The sequence below is a fragment of the Frankia sp. AgB32 genome (assembly GCF_023243045.1).
In the GTDB taxonomy this organism is placed as follows: Bacteria; Actinomycetota; Actinomycetes; order Frankiales; family Frankiaceae; genus Frankia.
The window spans coordinates 1-19399 of sequence record NZ_JALKFX010000106.1 but is presented as its reverse complement, the minus strand read 5'-3'; the positions used below and the strand labels follow the sequence as shown (position 1 = coordinate 19399).

Below are 19399 nucleotides of genomic sequence, written 5' to 3'. Positions count from 1 at the left end.
AATGTGGATACGCAGAGTGATGTAAGTGGTGGTCAGGGCGAGCCGCCGTGCCCTCGGTGACCTCTCGGTGTCCTACCCGACCGAGCGGGCTGTGGGGGGTTGTGCGAACGTTGTTGGGTCCGTCCCGATGTCTGGGTCTTGATAAGCGGTGACCTTCTTTCTACGCTTAGTAGTAATTGTCCTGGCGAAGGAAGATGCGTGGCCGGAGGAGCGGCGGTTTCGTGGCGGTGGCACGCGGTGGCTGGATGGACGCCACATCCTTCGTCGAGGACGAGGTTCGGGAGCTCGTTCGGCGGCGTTCCCTCGATCCCGTGCGCGATCCCGCTCTGGTCCGCCAGCTTGTTCACGAGGTCCTCAGCGACTATGAGGAACGCGTTCTCGTCAGTGACCTGCCGCCGGTCGTCGACCGGGATGTCACCGCCCGCCTTGTCTACGACGCCGTCGCCGGATTCGGGCCGTTGCAACGCCATCTCGACGATCCCTCGGTGGAGGAGATCTGGATCAATGAGCCGGGTCGGGTATTCGTCGCCCGCGCCGGCCGCAGCGAGCTGACCACCACGATTCTCACCGCCGATCAGGTGCAGGACCTGGTGGAACGGATGCTCAAGTCGTCCGGGCGCCGGGTCGACCTCTCGACGCCGTTCGTCGACGCGATGCTCCCGGACGGCTCCCGGCTGCACGTGGTGATCCCGGACGTCACCCGGGTGCACTGGTCGATCAACATCCGCAAGTTCGTGCTCAGCGCGTCCAGCCTCGACGAACTGATCGGCCTGGGCACGATCACCGCCGCCGCGGCCGCCTTCCTGGAGGCAGCGGTGGTCGCCGGTCTCAACATCATCGTCGCTGGCGGCACCCAGGCGGGGAAGACGACGCTGCTGAACTGTCTCGGCTCGGCCATCCCCGCGCGGGAACGGGTGATCTCCTGCGAGGAGGTCTTCGAGCTGAAGCTGCGCAACCCCGACTGGGTCGCGATGCAGACCCGGCAGGTGAACCTGGAGGGCAACGGCGAGATCCGGCTGCGCCGCCTCGTCAAGGAGGCGCTGCGGATGCGCCCGGACCGGCTGCTGGTCGGCGAGGTTCGCCAGGAGGAGGCGCTGGACCTGCTCATCGCGCTGAACTCCGGGCTGCCCGGGATGTGCAGCCTGCACGCCAACTCCGCCCGGGAGGCCGTGACGAAGCTGTGCACGCTGCCGCTGCTCGCCGGCGAGAACGTCAGCCACGCCTTCGTCGTCCCGACCGTCGCCGCCAGCGTCGACCTCGTCGTCCACCTGTCCAAGGACGCCTCCGGCCGCCGCCGCGTCACCGAGATCGTCGCGCTGCCCGGCCGCGCCGAGGGCGACATCGTCGAGATCGCCCAGATCTACCGCAGCCGCCCCGAGGGCCTGGTCCGCGCCGACGGCTACCCACCGCACGCCGACCGGTTCGCCCGCAGCGGCTACGACCTGCCCGCCCTGCTCGGCCAGGGCGAGCACGACGTGGCGCGCCGCCCGCACGGCGGCGGCTGGCCCGAGATCGCCGTGGAGCACTGATGGGCATCTTCCTCGGTCTGCTGTTCGGCCTCGGCCTGTTCCTCATCGTCAGCAGCGGCCGCAGCCGCGAGGCCGTCGCGCGCACCACGCCCCGCTGGGAGCACACCACCGCCGAACTGCTCGCCCAGGCCGGCATCCGCGGGCTGAACCCCCGCCAGTTCGTCGCGATCAGCGCCGCGTTCGGCCTGCTGACCGGACTGGTCGTGCTCGCGGTGACCGGAACCGTGGCGTTGGCCGGCGCCTTCGCGGTCTTCGCGAGCCTGCTGCCTCGTGCGCTGGTCCTGCGCCGGCGCAACGCCCGCATGCACGACCTGCGGGAACTGTGGCCGGATGTCGTCGACAACCTGGCCAGCGCCGTGCGGGCCGGCATGTCGCTGCCCGAGGGGCTGGCCGCCGTCGGGGTGCGCGGCCCGGTGCAGCTGCGCCCGGCATTCACCCGCTTCGGTGAGGACTACAGCGCCACCGGCTCGTTCTCGATCTGCCTGGACCGGCTCGCCGACGAGCTCGCCGATCCGGTCGCCGACCGGATCATCGAGTCGCTCCGGATGGCCCGCGAGGTCGGCGGCACCGACCTCGGCCGGCTGTTGCGCACGCTGTCAACGTTCCTGCGGGAGGACGCCCGCACCCGCGCCGAGCTGGAGACCCGCCAGGGGTGGACGGTCAACGCGGCCCGCCTCGCGCTCGCCGCGCCCTGGATCGTCCTGCTGCTGCTGGCGACCCGAGGCCAGAACGTGCAGGCCTACGACAGCCCGACGGGCGTGCTGGTGCTCGCCGGCGGCGGCGGGGTGTCCGCGCTGGCCTACGTCCTGATGCGCCGGATCGGCCGGCTGCCCGAGGAGGGCCGGGTGCTGCGCGGGGGAGCGCCGGCCGTGGGGGCGCCCGAGCCGGCAGCGGCCGGCGGCGGCGGCGCCCCACCTCGTCCCGACGCCGGCGGAGCCCGCTCCGCGTTCGGCCCCGGCGACCCAGGTTTCGATCTTCCGGGTTTCGACAGCCCAGGGTCACCCGGCTCGGGCTTCGACCGCCCGGGCACCGACGGGTGGGGCCTCGGTCAGGGAGAGTGGTCATGACGATGGTTGCCGCCGGGGCGCTGCTCGGTCTGCTTGTCGGCCTGGGCCTGGTCATCGTCATCTACCGGTCGCCGCGGGCGCGGCGCATCCAGCTCGCCGACCGGATCGATCCGTACCTGCGGGACACCCCGCGCCCGTCGCGGCTGCTCGCTGACCGGCCGCGGGCGACCGCCCACCCCGGCTTCGCGGCCATCGAGGCGCTGGCCCGGCCGCTGCTGTCCGATGTCGCGGGCCGCCTCGACCGCTTCCTCGGCGGCCGGGCGGCGCTGCAGCGCCGGCTCACCCAGGCCGGCGGGCGCACCGGCATCGACGAGTTCCGCGTCCAGCAGGTCATCTGCGCCGCCGTCGGGGCGCTGATCGGCGCCTTCCTGCTGGCCGTCCGCACGTTCCTCGGGATCGGCCCGCCGGCGCTGGTCAGCGTCGCGCTGATCGTCGCGGGCGCCGCCGGCGGTGTGGTGGGCCGGGACTACTGGCTGACCCGCGCGATCTCCGAGCGCGAGGACCAGATGCTGCTGGAGTTCCCGACCATCGCCGAGCTGCTGGCGCTCGCGGTGACCGCCGGCGAGTCCGCGATCGGCGCGCTGGAGCGGGTCGGCCGGCTCACCCAGGGCGAACTTGGCCGCGAGCTGCGCCTGGCCCTCGCCGACGCCCGCGCCGGCGCGACCCTCGTGCAGGCCATCGAGGGCATCGCCGCGAGAACCGCCCTCGCGCCGCTCGGCCGCTTCGTCGACGGCATGGCCGTCGCGATCGAACGCGGCACCCCGCTGGCCGACATCCTGCGGGCGCAGGCGATGGACGCCCGCGAGGCCGGCAAGCGCCAGCTGCTGGAGGCCGGCGGCCGCAAGGAGATCGCCATGATGATCCCGGTCGTCTTCCTCGTCCTGCCGACCACGGTGATCTTCGCGTTCTATCCGGCCCTGGTGAGCTTCACCGTGATCGCGCAATGACCGAAGGAGGGAACATGGGACGACGATTCGCACCGGCCATGACGGCGAGGTGGCTGACGACCAGATGGCTGGCGTGGCGCGCGGGCGTCGACGCCCGCTCCGCCGACGCGGCCGGTCACGACCGGGACCGCGGGGACGTCCCCGGCTGGGTCATGATCACCGTGATGACGGCGGCCCTGGTCGTCGCGATCGCCACGCTGGCGACGCCGGCGCTGCAGAACCTGTTCACGTCGGCGATCAACTCGGTGTCCGGGGTCGGCGGGGGCGGTGGTGGCGGCGGCAACTGAGCGGGCGGCCCAGCCCACGCTGTCATCTCCCGCGCCGACATCGGCGGACGAGGGCTCCTCGGTCGTCGAATTCATCCTGGTCAGCACCCTGCTGCTGTTCGTCATCCTCGGGATCCTGCAGGTCGGGCTGCTCCTCTACGTCCGCAACACCCTCGCGGCCGACGCGGCGGAGGGCGCCCGCCACGCCGCCAACCTCGGGGTTGCCGCGGGCGACGGCGGCCCGTACGCGCAGGCGCTCATCGCCCGGACGATCCCCGGCCGGTCCGACACGACCTGCACGGGCACGGACGAGACCGGCGGCGAGGGCACGCCGTTGGTCAAGGTCACCTGCCGCGTGGTCGTCCCGCTCGTGCTCGTCCCCCTCGGCGACGGCGTGACCCTGACCGTCACCGGCCACGCGGTGAAGGAGGAACCGTGAGTTCCGCGCCGGCCACCTCGGCAGACGGCCACGCCGCCGCAGCCCGGACCGCCCTGCGGACCGTTCGCCGGCGTTGGTCCGCGTTGGTCTGGGGGCGGTTCAGGTGCGGCAGCGACGCACCAGGGACGGACGAGGGCTCGGCGATCATCGAGTTCGTCGGCCTTTCGATCGTGCTGCTCATCCCGTTCGTCTATCTGTTCCTGTCGGTGTTCTCGGTGCAGCGGTCGGCGTTCGGCGTCACGCAGGCCGCCCGCGAGGCCGGCCGCGCCTTCGCCACCGCCGACAGCGAGTCCGAAGGCATCGACCGTGCCCGCCTGGCCGCGACGCTGGCGCTTCAGGACCAGGGCGTCTCCGACGCCCCAGAGGTCCGCTTCGCCCCCGCGGGCGCCCACTGCGGCGCCAGCAACCCCGGCGACGGCGCCGAAACCCTCGAACCAGGCGCCTCGTTCGTCGTCTGCGTCCGCACAGTCGCCGCCCTGCCCGGCACCGGCGCCCTGTTCGCCGGCCTCACCGACGTCACCGTCAACGGCCAGTTCACCGTCGTCATCGACCGGTTCCGCGCCAACCGCCAGGATGTCCAGCCATAGCATGGATTCGTGTGGTTCGTGAAATGGCCGCGGATCGCAGCCACAGCGCCCTCGAAGCGTGGAAGGCCTCGGTGCCCCTGTCACCTGGCCTGGTCACGTCCATGGCCCGGACCGCAAACCAGATGTCTCTACAGAAGGACCACCGCAGGCCCTCCAGTCGCACCGAGACGGCAGCGACGACGACCCAGCGTGAGCCAGCGTGGCACGGTCAGTGCGCCGCAGCGCACTCGTCGGCGTCAAGGACCGCCTTGGTCGTCCTCAACGCCAGACCTACTCGGACGGTGATCCAACAACCAGATCTGGCAGTGCACGCGACGCTGCTGCGAGATCGACAGCAGCGCGGTGATCCGACGCGGTTCCTCCGCTTGCGCCGGATCACCGCCTCCGCAGCTCAGCGCCGTGGAGAACGCGAAACACTGGAATCACGGATCAGTGTGTTTCTTGGATCGCAACAGGATCTGACTGTCGGTGGTGACAACCGATCCGGCCTGGAGGGTGTCCTGCGCGGTCTGGTGGTTCATTCCGACCAGGCTCGTCTCGCGGGCACCGCGGTCGTTGTCTGCCCGCGCCAGCCAGGCGAAGCCCGCCGGGGAAGGACACCACGATCCAGCTGTGGGACCTGACCGACCTGGCCTCGCCACGTCCGCTCGGATCGCCGTTGACCGGTCATTCCAGGTGGCGTCCTTGCCGGACGGTCGTGTCCTGGCCACCGGCGGCTGGGATCACCCGATCCCGCTGTGGCACGTCCCGAGCCTCTCGGCCGCGGGGCACTGACCGTGCGGCGCCCCCGGACCGGCCGACGATGCTTAGCTCGGGCCTTCCGTTGCCTCGCCCCCCAAGTGGGAGTCGACGAATTCGTGACAGCCTTGTCGCTCGCTGTGGGTGACAGTCGGGGTGCGGTGTCGGTCATCGCTCTTCGTGCTCGGCTACCTCGGTCCACCCGTCAGGGCGGGGGCGGAGTGTGGGGGTGGCGGCCCGCCGGATGTTGCGCCGCGGGCCGTTTTCGTCGTCGTTGTGGTAGCCGTAAAGTGCCCGCGCCGAGCGGGGCACGGTCCCCCTACGGGCGTCCGCTCGCTGGTCGGCGCCGCTCTTTACGTATTCGAGATGGGAGGGGCTACCGCGGCCTGGCCGCGGCTGAAGGAGCGAGGCGTGAATGCGGGTGTTGCTGGTCGAAGACGACCACGGCGTGGGTGGGGCGATCAAGGATGTGCTCGGCGCACGTGGTCATCCGGTGGAGTGGGTGACCCGGGGTGCGGACGCGCTGCTGCGGCACCGCGGTGCCGATCTGGTGCTGCTTGACCTGGGGCTGCCGGACCTGAGCGGACTGGAGGTGCTGCGCCGGCTGCGGCGGCTGGCGTCGACGCCGGTGCTGGTGCTGACCGCGCAGGGCACGCACGAGCGGGACATCGTCCGCGGGCTGCGGCTCGGTGCCGACGACTATCTGCTCAAGCCGGTGCGGATGGACGAGTTGCTGGCCCGGATGGAGGCGGTGCTGCGCCGGACCCAGCACGAGGGACTGCCGCCGGCCGGTCGGGTGCAGGTCAACGACATCGCGATCGACCTGGACACCCATCTCGTCACCGTCGCAGGCGAGGAGGTGGTGCTCACCAAGATCGAGTTCGAGATCCTCGCGGTGCTCGCCCGCAAGGCGGGGGCGGCGGTCAGCCGCGAGCAGCTGCTCGACGAGGTCTGGGGCGACGCGTACGTGGCGGTGTCGCGCACCTTCGACGTGCACCTGTCGAAGCTGCGCAAGAAGCTCGGGCAGCCGAGCCCGCTGCACAACATCCGCGGCTTCGGCTACCGGTTGGGCACCTGAGGTGCGCCGGCGACTGCTGATCGTGCTGTTCGCGGCGGGGCTCGCGGCGCTCGCCGCCTTCGCCGTCCCGCTGCTCTACACCTCCTCGGCGGAACGCACCGACCGGTTTGTCAGCCGCCGCACCGCCGACGTCAACCGGTTCGCCGAACTGGCGTTGACCGGCTCCGACCAGCTCGAACCGGAGATCGACGCGCACGCCGACCTGTTCGGCGACGCTGTCGCCGTCGTGGACGCCACCGGCCGGCCGATCGTGCGCCGCGGTGACTTCGGCGGCGACGGCGACGTCTCCCGGGCGATCGACGCGGCGCTGCGCAACCAGCGGCAGGCCGCCGTGCCCGACATCCGGCCGTGGTCGTCGGGCCGGGTGGTGTTCGCCCGCCCGGTCGGCAACGGCATCGAGGTCTCCGGCGCGGTGGTGCTGCTCTCGAGCCGGGACCGGGCCGCGGCCGACGTGGGCCGGATCTGGGGACATGTGCTGCTCGGCCTGCTGGCCTTCGCGGTCCTGTTCGCCACGATGATCATTCTGCTGGTCCGCTGGGTGCTGCGGCCGATCACCCAGCTGGAGCACGGTCTGCGGGCGGTCGGCAAGGGCGTTCAGTCGGCGCACGTGCCGCCGTCGCAGGGACCGTCGGAGGTCCGCACGCTGCTTGCCTCGTTCAACCGGATGTCCGACGCGGTCACCGAGTCCGCCCGCCGCCAGCGCGCCCTCATCGACGACACCTCCCACCAGCTGCGCAACCCGCTGATGGCGATGCGGCTGCGGATGGACATGCTTGCCGGCTGGATGCCCGCGGGCGCCCGCAACACCTACGGCTCCATGGTCAACGAGGCTGCCCGCCTGCAGGTCCTGCTCGACGGGATGCGGGCGCTGGCCGTCGCCGACGCGGCGGCCACCGAACTCGCCGCGCATCCGCCGGCGCCGGCATCCTGCGACGCCGGCGAGACGGTCCGCGAACGCGTGGAGTTCTGGTCCCCGGCCGCGGCCCGCAACGGCGTCACCCTCGTCGACCGGACCTCGCCCGACCCGGTGCCGCTGCGCTGCACCGAGCAGGATCTGGAGCAGATCGTGGACGTCCTGCTCGACAACGCCATCAAGTACGCGCCCGGCGGCACGGTGACGATCATGGCGGCTGTTCGCTGGCCGTCGCGGCGTGGCCGGGTCACCGTGGCCGACGACGGCCCGGGCGTGCCCGAGTCGGAGCTGCCACACCTGACCGAGCGGTTCCGCCGCGGCAAACAGGACGTGGCCGGCTCCGGGCTGGGCCTCGCGATCGCGGAGCGGTTGACCACCAACCACGGCGGGCGTCTCATCCTGACCCGGCTGGTGCCCCGCGGGCTGTCCGTCGCGATCGACCTGCCCACCGCCGACGGTGCGAAGCCGCCCGTGTCCGCCACCGGGTCCACCGGCGGCGGGTCCGGGGCGAGCATGGCCCGGGCGGACACCTCGCCGACGGTCGTGCTGCCACGGGCGCTGCGCCGCCGGTCCCGGCGCCGCGGCGGCGACACCGCCCAGACGGCCGCCCGGGGGGTGGCACTGTGACCCTGTCCCGGCGACGTCTGCTGCTCGGCACCGCGGCCGGCGCGGTCGCGGCGGCCACCGCGACGGCGGGGGCGACCGTGGCCTGCTCGAGCGGTGACCGGCAGATCTCGATCGCCGCCGGCGAACCCGACGGCTTCTACATCGAGTTCGCGAACCTGCTCAAGCCGCTGCTGCACGCCCGGGTGGTGCCGACCCTGGGCAGCGTCCAGAACATCCGGGCGGTCGACGCCGGCACGGCCGACCTGGCGCTGGCCCTCGCCGACGCGCTGGACGCCGCCCGGATCGGCGCGCCCGACTTCGGCAGCGCGGTGAAACTGTCCGCCCTCGGCCGCGTCTACGAGAACTACATGCAGCTCGTCGTGCGCGCCGACAGCCCGGTGTGGTCGCTGCCGGATCTCGCCGGTCGGGTGGTGTCGCTCGGCGCGAGCGGCTCCGGCGCCGCGTTGTTCGGCGAGCGGCTGTTCGCCACCGCCGGGGTGGTCCTCGGCCAGTCGCGGCACCTGGCCCTCAAGGATGCCGTCGCCGCCCTGCGGGACAACGAGATCGACGCGATGCTCTGGTCCGGCGGCGTGCCCACTCCGGTTCTCGCCGAGGCGGACCAGCAGTGGGGCATCCGCCTCATCGACCTCGGCGGCTACGTCCCGGACCTGCGCGCCCGGTACGGCCGCTACTACAACGAGATCGCCCTGCCGGTCGGCACCTACCGCGCCGCCGGCGCCGTGCGCACCGTCGGTGTGCCGAACCTGCTGGTCACCGGATCGCGCACGCCGGACTCGGCGGTTCGCCGGACCGTCCGCGTGCTGGTCGAGCACGCCGGCCAACTGGTGCCCTCGCAGGCCCGGGGCACCCAGTACCTCGACGTCGGCAACCTCATCAACACCGAGCCCCTGCCACTGCACCCCGCCGCGGCCGCCACCTACCGGGCGCTACGCGGTTAGCTGCTCCCGCATTCTCACCCGCGGGACGGCAGCCTGGATTCCGCTGCCTGGCCGACGGGATTCTGGCGGAATTCACCGACGTTTCTGTTCACGCTGTCCGGACCCGATGATCGATGCGGACGGGATTCTCGTATGATGTGAACGTCGCGGGAGGGTCGTTCGGCGCGAGACGCCGCCCGGTCGCGCTCGGTGGCTCGGACTGGGAGTCGCTCATGCCTTTGACCTGCGGCTTGAGAGCGAACCGCAAAGGCGGAACCGGGCCGTCGGAGATGGCCGGCGACGCGGCCGACAGCGGAACGATCCTGATACTGACCCTCGGCTATCTCATGGTCGCGGTGATGCTCGTGATCGTCGTGACCGACGCGTCGGTGGTGTATCTCGCCCGGCGCTCGGTGGCCTCGGCGGCGGACGGCGCGGCGCTGGCCGCAGCGCAGCGCATCGACGAGAACGCCGTCTACTCCGCCCGCGGCGCACTGCACGAACTTCCACTCTCCGACATCACCGACACGGTCGACCAGTACCAGCGGCAGGCCGATCCCAGCGGGCACACGACCCTCAGTTCCAGCCTCGTCGACGCCGGGACGGTGCGGGTGGAGGGAACGCGGGCCGTCGACCTGCCGGTCGTCGGCTACCTCGGCATCGGCCCGGTCACCGTGCGGGCCGGGGCGCAGGCACAGTCGGTGGTCCGCCAGCCCGCTGCACCATGACGCCACGCGGGCCGGTGAGACCGAACCTGGCCTTCGGCAGCGTCACCGTGGGGCGGACGTCGACCTCCGGCTCGCGATGCAGCCAGGGGGTGGTGGTGTCGACCAGATCGTCCAGGCCCTGGCCGGTGCGCTGTTCCGCCAGGACCGACACGTCCCGCACGAGCCGGGCCAGCCATTCCGCCGGGCGATCCGCGGACAGCGCCACCGCCCGGACGGCGTGGCTGGCCGCCTCGTGCCGGTCGGGAAACTCCCGGGCCAGCGCCGCCCGAGCCTGCGCCATGTGCACCGACACCACCATCCCCGTCTGGCCGGAGCCGGCGAGGAGCGTCTCGGCGCGTTCCAGATGAGGCGTGGCCTCGTCTGCGGCTCCCACCGTCGTCAGCGCTTCGGCGCAGGCGAGGGCGAGATCTGCGGGAGAGTAGGTGTCCAGGGCGAAGCCGGGCGACCCGAACTGCGCGTCGTCGAGCCGCTCCATGGTCTGCCAGGCCCGGGCCACCGCGCTGCGCACTCCCGCGGCGTCCCCGGTTGCCGCACACGCGCTGGTGACGACCTTGCCGGCGATGAGCGCACGGGTCGGGCTGTGTCCGGCGATCCGCGCGGCCACCCCGGCGATCTGCAGGGCCACCGCCGGGCTGTGCGGGCGCACCATCCGGGCCCGCAGGGCCAGCGCCCGCGCGGCGAGCGGGCCGTCGCCGGCGGCGCGGGCCAGCGCCGCAGCCCGGTCGGCCCGGGCGGCGGCGTCGGCGTGCCGGCCGCGGTCATAGGCGGCCGCGGCCGCGGCCGTCGTCACGGCGGCGTGCAGGCGCATCCAGTCGAGGGCGACCCGGCCGCGCAGCCGGTGCTGTCGCGGCACCGCGCGGGTGGCCTGCTCCAGGGGAGCAAGCACCGCCGCGGTGGCGCGCAGTTCGCTGCTCTCGTACGCGCCCACGACGGCGTCGAGCGCGGCGACGCAGACGTCGTGCAGCTCCTCGGGGTCGTCCGAGCTCAGGGCATCGGTGGCCGGAGTCATGACGCCGACCGCGGCGAGACCGGTGGCAACCAGCACTGACCGTCTGTCAGAGACCTCGGGCACGAGGATTTCCTCCAGGGACCAGCGGGATGGATCGCGCCGCGATCCGGCCGGCGGCGGCCGGCGGCGACGGGATGGCGCACCATCAGGGACAACCTCGCGATCGGGCTGGTCGGGCGACTGGTCTGGGTCCGCACGGCGGCCTTCCTCCGCTTTCCACGCTGCGTTCCGGCGCTGTTCATCCCTATCGGCGGCGCGGCCTGCCGGTGTTCGGCGGAGTTGCCGCGGATGCCCTGGTCGGCCGACGACATCGTGATGTCTGCGGAGTACCGGGCGGCCGGCGAATTCACCGATGAATCGCCGGGTCCAAAGATATCCTTCACGCGTCGCGGGGGCGCGCGATCCGCGCGCGGGGCGATGTGGGACAGGTCTCGTCTCCGATCCATCCAAAGCTTCGTCCGGTGACTGGTGTGCATGGGCCCGGAGGTGACTACCGTCCGGATTGTCGGCGGTACGGAAGTTGCTCGGTGGAAATGGCGATCTATCCCGCTGTCATGTTTCGAGGTGGTGTCGAGAAGTCATTGCATGTTTCGTCGACGTGATTTTTCACGACTGCCGCCCGGCGGCTGCGCGATGGGTTCCGGATACCGGCGGAGCGGACGCTCCGGGCTCGACGACCCCAATCATTACGTGTGCGGATCATTGCTGTGGGTAAACCGTCGTCGTGGGGTACTCAGATCATCGGCTGGCGGCGGGGGTGCGGGTCGGGGACCCGCCGAAGACGGGCCGCGCGGGTCCTGGCGCGGCGCCGTCCGGCCGCCTGGCGGGCTCGCACGGTGCGGCGCGAACTGCGGCAAGATCGGTTAGGTCGGTCATCGGGTCAGGTGCCCGGTAAGGTGAGCGACATGGCCGCCGATCTGCCCGAGGAGATCAAACAGCTTGATGCCACGCTGAGCGGCATCGAGTCCGTGCTCGACCTGGATGGGCTGCGCCGCCGTGCCGACGGCCTCGAGCGGGAGGCAGCCGATCCCGACCTCTGGTCGGACCAGGATCGGGCGCAGGCGGTGACCCGGCGGCTGTCCGCCGTCCGCGGCGACATCTCGCGCTTCGAGGGGCTGCGGCGCCGGCTCGACAACATCGATGCCGCCGTCCTGCTCGAGGACGAGGAGCTGCTCGCCGAGGCCAGCCTCGACCTGCCCGCCCTCACCGCGGACATCGCCGCGTTGGAGGTGCGCACGCTGCTGTCCGGGGAGTTCGACGAGCGCGACGCGATCGTGCAGCTCTCCGCGGGTGCCGGCGGCGTCGACGCCGCCGACTGGACGGCGATGCTGCTCCGGATGTACCTGCGCTGGGCCGAGCGGCACGGCTACCCCACCGAGGTCTTCGACACCTCAGAAGCGGAGGAGGCCGGCCTGAAGTCGGCGACCTTCCAGGTCAAGGCGCCCTATGCGTACGGCACGCTGCGCAGCGAGCACGGCGTGCACCGCCTGGTGCGGATTTCGCCGTTCGACAACCAGAACCGTAGGCAGACCTCCTTCGCCGGGGTCGAGGTGACGCCGGCCGTCGAGCTGTCCGACCACGTCGACATCGACGACAAGGACCTGCGGATCGACATCTTCCGGTCGTCCGGCCCCGGCGGCCAGGGGGTCAACACGACCGACTCGGCGGTCCGCATCACCCATCTGCCCACGAACATCGTCGTCACCTGTCAGAACGAGCGCAGCCAGCTTCAGAACAAGGCGGCGGCCATGATCGTGCTGCAGGCGAAGCTGCTCGAGCGTCGCCGGGCCGAGGAGGCCGCGGAGAAGCAGCGCCTTACCGGCGGCCCGCAGGACGTGTCCTTCGGTTCGCAGATCCGCAACTACGTGCTGCACCCGTATCAGTTGGTCAAGGATCTCCGGACCGAGACCGAGACCTCGAACACCGGCAACGTGCTCGACGGTGATATCGACGATTTCATCGACGCCGAAATCCGGTGGCGGCGGGCCGCCGAGACCCAGGGGTGACAACTCCCCGCACCCGCGGCCACGTCTGCCCCGAATCGCGCTGATTCGCGCCGATGGAAACGAAAGCCTTTCGATTGGCGTGCGGCCCGATATTACGGCGAGTCGGTGGGTTCGGGCCGCGCGCCACCCATCCGTGTTACCCCGCTTTATCGACCGTGCGGACCGCGGCGCCCTATCGGCCCTGACCGGGTGTCGCGTCGGAGGTGGGCGGCGATGTTCCGCCGGTGCACACGCGGCGTACCCGGTTGATCTGTCGAAGCCATTGGCACGCCCGGTATGCGCGTGTAGAGTCCCGGGTAGTTCGCGGACCGTTCGATGTTTTAGTTCCGGTCTCCTTGCCCGATCTGCGCACTGCTGCACCTGATGGGATGTTCGTCCGTGTCACCTGGTCGTCCAAGATGCGTCGTCGCGGAGGGAGATCGGCCCGTGTCCCCGCAAATCGATATATACAGGTGTATGGACGGAAATAACTACTCCGATCCGGGCATGGTGTCGGCCACAGTGGGCATGGGTGCGGCGTGACCACCATGGCGACCGTGCTTCCAGGCACCACGTCGGGCGTACCCGGCGAAGCGTTCACGATCCCTCTGCCGGTCCTCATGTACCACAGCGTGGGTGACTCGGTGAGCGCCGACTTCCGCCGCTGGGAGGTCCCGCCCGGTACGTTCGCCGAGCAGCTTGGCGCGCTCGTCGCCAGCGGATACCACCTCACCGGCCTCACCGATGCGCTCGCGCATCCGCTCCGGCGGCAGGTGGCCATCACCTTCGACGACGGGTTCGACGACTTCGTCAGCACGGCGCTGCCGGCGCTGCAGACCGCCGGGGCGAACGCCACCCTTTACATCCCGACGGCCTTTGCCGGGCGGCGGGCCACCTGGCTGGACGGATACAGCGAGCGCAATCTTCCGCTGCTCGACTGGTCTGATCTCGCCGCGCTCGCCGACGAAGGCGTGGAACTCGGCTCGCACGGACACCGCTACCTCGAACTAGACGTGGTCCCGACCGCCATTGCCCGCTATGACGTGACGGCCAGCCGGCGCGCTATCGAGGAAAAGACCGGCCGCAGCCCGGACAGTTTCTCCTATCCCTTCGGATACCACTGCGCGTCAGTTCGCCATGTCGTCGCCGCGGCCGGTTTCGACTCGGCCTGCGAGATCGGATATCGCCTGCATCAGCCGGTCGAGTCGCGTTTCGCCATCAGCCGCCTGGTGGTGGATCGCACGGCTGGTTCCGACGAGATCCTGCAGATGGTGGAACACGGCCACCGCGACGCGCTGGCAAGCGCCCGGCGGGGGCTTCGCTCCGGCTGGCGCGCCTATCGCGCGGCCCGCCGGCGGCTCGGCCACGGCGCCTGAGAGCGGTACCGAGGACAGGTCCGCGCGGCCCGCGGTTGCCCGCGGACGTGCGGCTCGCTCACGTTCGCCCCCGGATGCGCTGGTCAGGCCGCACACTGGGGGAACGGGTTCCCCCGGGTGTGATGGGTGTGGCGGGCAGGCGGAGGTGACCGACGTGGACAGATCGCCGGGCGGTTGGGTGGCACTCGTCGGTGGCGGCCCGGGACGCGCCGACCTCATCACCGTCCGCGGGTTGAACCTGCTGCGGATCGCGGACGTGGTCGTCGTCGACCGGTTGGCTCCCCGCGACCTGCTGGCAGAGGCCAGGCCCGGAGCTGAGATCGTCGACGCCGGCAAGGCCCCGCACGGGCACAACCTGACCCAGGACGAGATCAACGCCGTCCTGGTCGATCGCGGCCGGCGTGGCCTCGGGGTCGTGCGGCTCAAGGGCGGCGACCCGTTCGTCTTCGGCCGCGGCGGCGAGGAGGCGTTGGCCTGTGCCGCCGCCGGCCTGCCCTGCGAGATCGTGCCCGGGGTGACCAGCGCGGTCGCGGTTCCAGCACTGGCCGGCATTCCCGTCACGCACCGCGGGCTGACGCAGGACGTCACCATCGTCAGCGGGCACGTCGACCCGTCCCATCCGGGTTCCACCGTCGACTGGGACGCGCTGGCTGCCGGTCCGGGCACCGTCGTCGTGCTGATGGGTGTCGCCGCACTCGCCGGGATCAGCGGCGAGCTGGTGAAACGCGGCCGCGGCCCCGAGACCCCGACCGCGGTGATCCAGGCCGGCGGAACACCCGAGCAGACCGTCGTCACCGGCACGCTGGCGGACATCGCCCGGCTCGCCGACGAGGCCGGCATCGCATCGCCCGCCGTCATCGTGATCGGCGACGTGGTGACCCTGCGAGATCGGATCGGCGTGATCTAGCGCAGTGCGAGGATGCGATCGTCGCCCGGCTTGGGATCGCCCCGTCCGTCGGTGTTGTTGGTGAGTACCCAGACCGAGCCGTCGGGAGCGGACACCGCGGCCCGCAGCCGGCCGTCCACGCCGTTGAGTACCGCCCGTGGCGTGCCTCGCACCGTCGCCCCGGCCAGGTCGAGTTCCCACAGCCGCTGGCCGCGCAGCGCCGCGACGTACATCGTGGTGCTGCGGATCGCGATGCCGCTCGGTGACGCGTCCGCGACCGGCCAGGTCGCCAGCGGCCGGCGGTACCGGCCGCCGTCGGTGTCCCCGTCTCCCTCGACGACCGGCCAGCCGTAGTTCCCGCCCGGCACGATCAGGTTGATCTCGTCGAACCGGTCCTGGCCGAACTCCGACGCCCACAGCCGCCCGGCGGAGTCCCACGCCAGCCCCTGCACGTTGCGGTGGCCGAGGCTGTACACCGGCGACCCGGGGAACGGGTTGTCCGCCGGGATGGTGCCGTCGGGTCGGATCCGCAGGATCTTGCCGTTACGGCTGGCGAGAATCTGCGCGTTGGCGCGCACCCCGGTGTCGCCAATGCCCGCGTACAGCAGGCCGTCGGGGCCGAAACGGATGCGGCCGCCGTTGTGGATCACGCCGTGAGCGAGACCGGTGAGGACCGGGGTCGGCGCCTCGGCGTGGTTGCCGTCCAGTCGAAAGCGAACGATCCGGTTGTCGCTGGACGTCGTGTAGTAGGCGTAGACAAGCTGGTCACGAGCAAAGGTCGGGGACACCGCGAGCCCCAGCAGGCCCGACTCGCCCTGGTGCACCACCCCGGGCAGCGTCGTCACCGTGCTCGGCGTGCCGCCGCCGACCGGCAGCCGCAGGATCCGGCCGCTGTCGCGCTCACTGACGAGCGCCTCGCCGGACGGTAAGAAGGCGATGTCCCACGGCGCGGCCAGGCCGTCGGCGACCGTCCGCGTCTGGGGCGCCGCCCCGTTCGCAGTCGCGGTGCCGGCGTCACCCGCACCGGCCCGGAGCGGACTTGGCAAAGGTTTTCCAGCCGATGCGGAATCCGAGCCGCCGCAGGCGGCGAGCGTCAACGCGGTAGCCAGGGCGAGTGCCGCGGCCATCCGCAGGCGCGCCTCGGGTCGGCGCCCGAAGGGCCGGCCCACCCGGTCAGCTGGCGTGCCGGACCGCGAGCGCGGCCAGCACCATGACGATCGCGATGATCGTGAACACAAGCTGCGGAGACAGCGGCGAGGAGCGTCGCAGGTACTCCCGGGAGGCGCGGCAGGTGGGGCACCGGCCCTCGATCACGAGCCCCGAGCAGCTGGCGCAGACCAGGTCTTCGCTGCCCATGCCCGCCTCCTTCCCACCGCGACACATGACTTCGGTCGAGGCCCGGGGGCCCCTGTCGGCGCGTGCATCGAACGATCGACCAAGCCCACGTTACGCCCGCGCGTGGCCCTGCGCCCCGCCCTCGACCATCACTTACCCGACCACGGGCACCTGATGCCTGTCAGACGCCTGCCGGGCGCGCCCGCGTGGCCCGGTTCCGGCCACCCCCTACCATCTCCGTCACGGAATGCATGTGAAGCAATGCTTGACGTGAGGATGGTTCGGTGATCGTTCTGAATTCGGTGAGCAAGCGGTACCCGAACGGCGCCCGACCCGCCCTGAGTAACGTCACTGCCACGGTCGGCGCGGGGGAGTTCGTGTTCCTCGTCGGACCGTCCGGTTCCGGCAAGTCGACCCTGCTCCGGCTGCTGCTGCGCGAGGAGCGGCCGAGCGGCGGGCGGGTCGTCGTCGCTGGCCTGGACGTCGCCAGGATTCCGGACCGGCGGGTTCCACGGCTGCGCCGGGCCGTTGGCTGCGTGTTCCAGGACTTCCGGCTGCTCCCCAACCGGACCGTGGCGGCCAACGTGGCCTTCGCCCTCGACGTCGTGGGCCGTCCCCGGCATGTCGTGCGCAGCGTCGTCCCTGAGGCACTCAACCTGGTCGGCCTCGGCGACCGGGCGGCCAGCTATCCCGACGAACTCTCCGGCGGCGAACAACAGCGGGTCGCCATCGCCCGCGCGTTCGTGGGGCGCCCGCGGGTACTGCTCGCCGACGAACCGACCGGCAACCTCGACCCGGCCACCAGCCTCGAGATCATGGGCCTGCTGGACACGGTGCACCGCGCCGGCACCACCGTCGTCATGGCCACCCACAACGCCGCTCTGGTCGACGCGATGCGACACCGCGTGCTGGAACTGCGGGAGGGAATTCTGGTCCGCGACGAGCCGGAGGGTCGCTACGACCAGACCCAGCCGCAGCTGGTGCCCCTCACCGCCCCGCCGTCGGCCGTCCCTGTCCAGGCGACGCCACCGGCACGGGAACGCAGCCCGTGGGCGGCGCCCTCGCGCGGACCGGCCGCCTGATGCGCCCGGGTCCACTCGCGTCGTTGCTCTGGACGGGGCTGCGGCGCAACCTGGCGATGACCGCGGCGGTGATCGTGACGGTCACGCTCAGCCTCGCGATGCTCGGCGCGGGCCTCTTGCTGCGGGCCCAGGTACACACCATCGACCAGTACCTGCTCGGCCAACTGGAGGTGGTCGTCGACCTCACCGACGACATCACCCCTGCTCAGCGCTCAGCGCTGGAGGACGAGATGCGCCGCGACCCGGCCGTCGTCAGCGTCCGCTACGAGAGCAAGCAGCACGTCTTCGACCGGTTTCGGCATGACTTCCGCGGCTCGCCGGACGTCCTCGCGGGGGTTGGCCCCGATGACCTGCCCGCCGCGCTGCGACTGACCCTCGCCGACCCGCGGCAGTCGCGTGACGTCGTCGTGGGCTACACCGGCCTTGACGGTGTGGAGGCCGTCCGCGACCAGCGTGCCCTGCTGGATCCGCTGTACCGCTTCCTCGACGCGTTCACCATCGGCGCCTTCACCCTCGCCGCTGTGCAGGCGCTCGCCTCCTTCGCGCTGATCTACACGATGATCCGGATCTCCGCGCACGGCCGCCGGCGGGAGACCGCGATCATGAAACTGGTCGGCGCGTCCAACGGGACGATCCGGGCGCCGTTCATGCTGGAGAGCGCGGTTGCCGGCCTGGTCGGCGGCCTTCTCGCGGGCGGCGCGTTGGTCGCGGCGAAGGTGTTCCTGGTGGACGGCGAGTTCTCTCGGCAGACGGCGTTCCCGTTGTTCGGCTGGCCGGCGGTGTGGCAGTCGGCGGCCGCCGTGGTCGCTGCCGGGGTGCTCGCCGCCGCCGCGATGGCATCGATCGCGTTGCGCCGGCACCTGCGCGTCTAGGGCTCCCCAGCCGACTAAAGCGGCTTTCGTCGTTGGAAGAGGACGAAGAGCGAGTCGTCGAGGCTGAGGGGTCCGCCGCTGCGGGTGTGGATGGTGGAGGGGGTGATGTGGCTGGTGGTGGTGGTGAAGGCGGTTTCGGCGGTGGTGTGGGTGGCGGGGTGCGCTGGCGGGTTGGTGGTGAGGATGGTCGTGTCGTGGGGATCGGTGACGGTGATGGTGCCGTCGGGTCTGCGGTGCAGGGTGTGGTGGTGGTCGTGCAGAGCGCGGTGGTGGGTGCCACAGACGACGACAAGATTGTCGATGTTGGTGAGCCCGCCTTGTTCCCAGGGGATGAGGTGGTGGATATGCAGCCATCGGGTGTGGTGGCAGGTGGGGTACTGGCAGCGGCCGTGGTCGCGGGTGTAGACGGCGTCGCGGAGGCGGGGGGTGGGGTGGCGGTGGCGACGGCCGAGGTGGAGGGGGTTGTGGTGGGTGTCGGTGTGGAGGGCGCGGAAGTGTGCGTCGCAGCCGAGGCGGCGTAGGACGGCGGCGGGTAGGCCGAGGGTGCGGCCGCGGATGGTGGTGGTTCCGGCGGGCGGGGTCCTGGTGGGGGTGGTGCGCGGCGGAACACCATGATCGTCGCTGTCGTCGGGACCGGTGCTGTCGGTGTGGGCGGGGTCGGGATGGGTGATGTGGATGTTGAGGGTGTGGGGGTTGCTGTGGAGGGTGGGGGCGCGGTGGTGGAGGAAGGCGTCGGCTAGGGCGACGAGGGCGTCGGCGTCATTGGTGCGGTTGCGGGCCGCGGGCCTGGGCTGCGGGTCGGTGGGTGGCGGGCCGCTGTCGGGGTCGGGTGGGGTGGTGTCGTTCAGGCTGGTGTGGGCGGCGTCGAGGGCGGTGAGGATGAGGGCGGCGTCGTCGGAGGGTAGGACGGCGGTGAGGCGGAGCATGCCGTTGGGTTCGGTGCGGAGGGTGAGGCGGCGGGTGTCGCGTTGGGTGGCAGGGTCGGTGGTGATTGCGTGGGCGGCGGCGACGAGGCGGT

18 protein-coding genes and 1 pseudogene are annotated in these 19399 nt (G+C 71.6%); 15 read left to right on the top strand and 4 right to left on the bottom strand.

Going from position 1 to position 19399, the window contains the following annotated elements:
• Window positions 1-245: 245 nt before the first annotated feature.
• The 10 genes and pseudogenes from MXD60_RS23660 (at window position 246) to MXD60_RS23615 (ending at window position 9836) form a co-directional block, all read left to right on the top strand.
• A complete protein-coding gene (locus tag MXD60_RS23660) occupies window positions 246-1529 on the top strand; it encodes a TadA family conjugal transfer-associated ATPase (RefSeq protein ID WP_248821541.1) in 1284 nt (427 codons plus the stop codon).
• Window positions 1529-2383 (top strand): annotated as a pseudogene (locus MXD60_RS23655) (type II secretion system F family protein); the annotation flags it as partial. The gene MXD60_RS23660 and the pseudogene MXD60_RS23655, both read left to right, overlap by 1 nt.
• Window positions 2384-2592: 209 nt before the next feature.
• Window positions 2593-3543, top strand: coding sequence for a type II secretion system F family protein (locus MXD60_RS23650; protein WP_248821539.1), 951 nt, complete (start codon window positions 2593-2595; stop codon window positions 3541-3543).
• Window positions 3544-3557: 14 nt separating this feature from the next.
• Window positions 3558-3830 (top strand): hypothetical protein, encoded by a 273-nt coding sequence (locus tag MXD60_RS23645; protein ID WP_248821538.1) that lies wholly within the window; start codon window positions 3558-3560, stop codon window positions 3828-3830.
• Window positions 3814-4248 carry a TadE family protein gene (locus MXD60_RS23640; protein WP_518468552.1) on the top strand — a complete coding sequence of 145 codons (435 nt, stop codon included), beginning with the start codon at window positions 3814-3816 and terminating at the stop codon, window positions 4246-4248. Before MXD60_RS23645 ends, MXD60_RS23640 begins: the two co-directional genes overlap by 17 nt.
• 143 nt (window positions 4249-4391) lie before the next feature.
• On the top strand, window positions 4392-4835 hold the full coding sequence (locus MXD60_RS23635) for a hypothetical protein (protein ID WP_248821553.1): 444 nt from the start codon (window positions 4392-4394) through the stop codon (window positions 4833-4835).
• Window positions 4836-5988: 1153 nt separating this feature from the next.
• The gene (locus tag MXD60_RS23630) at window positions 5989-6651 is read left to right on the top strand and encodes a response regulator transcription factor (protein WP_248821537.1); all 663 of its coding nucleotides are present in this window, start codon (window positions 5989-5991) and stop codon (window positions 6649-6651) included.
• A gap of 1 nt (window position 6652) precedes the next feature.
• Window positions 6653-8191 carry a sensor histidine kinase gene (locus tag MXD60_RS23625; protein ID WP_248821536.1) on the top strand — a complete coding sequence of 513 codons (1539 nt, stop codon included), beginning with the start codon at window positions 6653-6655 and terminating at the stop codon, window positions 8189-8191.
• Window positions 8188-9129, top strand: a complete 942-nt coding sequence (locus MXD60_RS23620) for a TAXI family TRAP transporter solute-binding subunit (RefSeq protein ID WP_248821535.1) — start codon at window positions 8188-8190, stop codon at window positions 9127-9129. The genes MXD60_RS23625 and MXD60_RS23620 overlap by 4 nt, the downstream gene beginning before the upstream one ends.
• 269 nt (window positions 9130-9398) lie before the next feature.
• Complete coding sequence (locus MXD60_RS23615; RefSeq protein ID WP_248821534.1) at window positions 9399-9836, top strand: pilus assembly protein TadG-related protein; 438 nt, start codon at window positions 9399-9401, stop codon at window positions 9834-9836.
• On the opposite strand, the gene MXD60_RS23610 is transcribed toward MXD60_RS23615, so the two are convergent.
• Window positions 9778-10908, bottom strand: coding sequence for a hypothetical protein (locus MXD60_RS23610; protein WP_248821533.1), 1131 nt, complete (start codon window positions 10906-10908; stop codon window positions 9778-9780). The genes MXD60_RS23615 and MXD60_RS23610 overlap by 59 nt on opposite strands.
• Window positions 10909-11750: 842 nt before the next feature.
• Here MXD60_RS23610 and prfB point away from each other — a divergent pair.
• The 3 genes from prfB to cobA all read left to right on the top strand — a co-directional run bounded on the left by prfB (window position 11751) and on the right by cobA (window position 15113).
• On the top strand, window positions 11751-12851 hold the full coding sequence (gene prfB, locus MXD60_RS23605) for a peptide chain release factor 2 (RefSeq protein WP_248821552.1): 1101 nt from the start codon (window positions 11751-11753) through the stop codon (window positions 12849-12851).
• Between the two features lie 527 nt (window positions 12852-13378).
• On the top strand, window positions 13379-14206 hold the full coding sequence (locus MXD60_RS23600; RefSeq protein ID WP_248821551.1) for a polysaccharide deacetylase family protein: 828 nt from the start codon (window positions 13379-13381) through the stop codon (window positions 14204-14206).
• Between the two features lie 145 nt (window positions 14207-14351).
• Window positions 14352-15113 (top strand): uroporphyrinogen-III C-methyltransferase, encoded by a 762-nt coding sequence (cobA, locus tag MXD60_RS23595; RefSeq protein WP_248821532.1) that lies wholly within the window; start codon window positions 14352-14354, stop codon window positions 15111-15113.
• Here cobA and MXD60_RS23590 read toward each other — a convergent pair.
• Together MXD60_RS23590 and MXD60_RS23585 are read right to left on the bottom strand one after the other, a co-directional pair.
• Window positions 15110-16138 carry a PQQ-dependent sugar dehydrogenase gene (locus tag MXD60_RS23590; protein WP_248821531.1) on the bottom strand — a complete coding sequence of 343 codons (1029 nt, stop codon included), beginning with the start codon at window positions 16136-16138 and terminating at the stop codon, window positions 15110-15112. The two genes, cobA and MXD60_RS23590, sit on opposite strands and share 4 nt — an antisense overlap.
• A 127-nt stretch (window positions 16139-16265) precedes the next feature.
• Window positions 16266-16448 carry a hypothetical protein gene (locus MXD60_RS23585; protein WP_248821530.1) on the bottom strand — a complete coding sequence of 61 codons (183 nt, stop codon included), beginning with the start codon at window positions 16446-16448 and terminating at the stop codon, window positions 16266-16268.
• Between the two features lie 263 nt (window positions 16449-16711).
• Here MXD60_RS23585 and ftsE point away from each other — a divergent pair, with 263 nt between their 5' ends.
• Window positions 16712-17509 (top strand): cell division ATP-binding protein FtsE, encoded by a 798-nt coding sequence (gene ftsE, locus MXD60_RS23580; protein ID WP_248821529.1) that lies wholly within the window; start codon window positions 16712-16714, stop codon window positions 17507-17509.
• A complete protein-coding gene (ftsX, locus tag MXD60_RS23575) occupies window positions 17509-18381 on the top strand; it encodes a permease-like cell division protein FtsX (protein WP_248821550.1) in 873 nt (290 codons plus the stop codon). The genes ftsE and ftsX overlap by 1 nt, the downstream gene beginning before the upstream one ends.
• A 14-nt stretch (window positions 18382-18395) precedes the next feature.
• On the opposite strand, the gene MXD60_RS23570 is transcribed toward ftsX, so the two are convergent.
• On the bottom strand, window positions 18396-19399 hold a 1004-nt coding region (locus MXD60_RS23570; protein ID WP_248821528.1), incomplete at its 5' end, for an HNH endonuclease.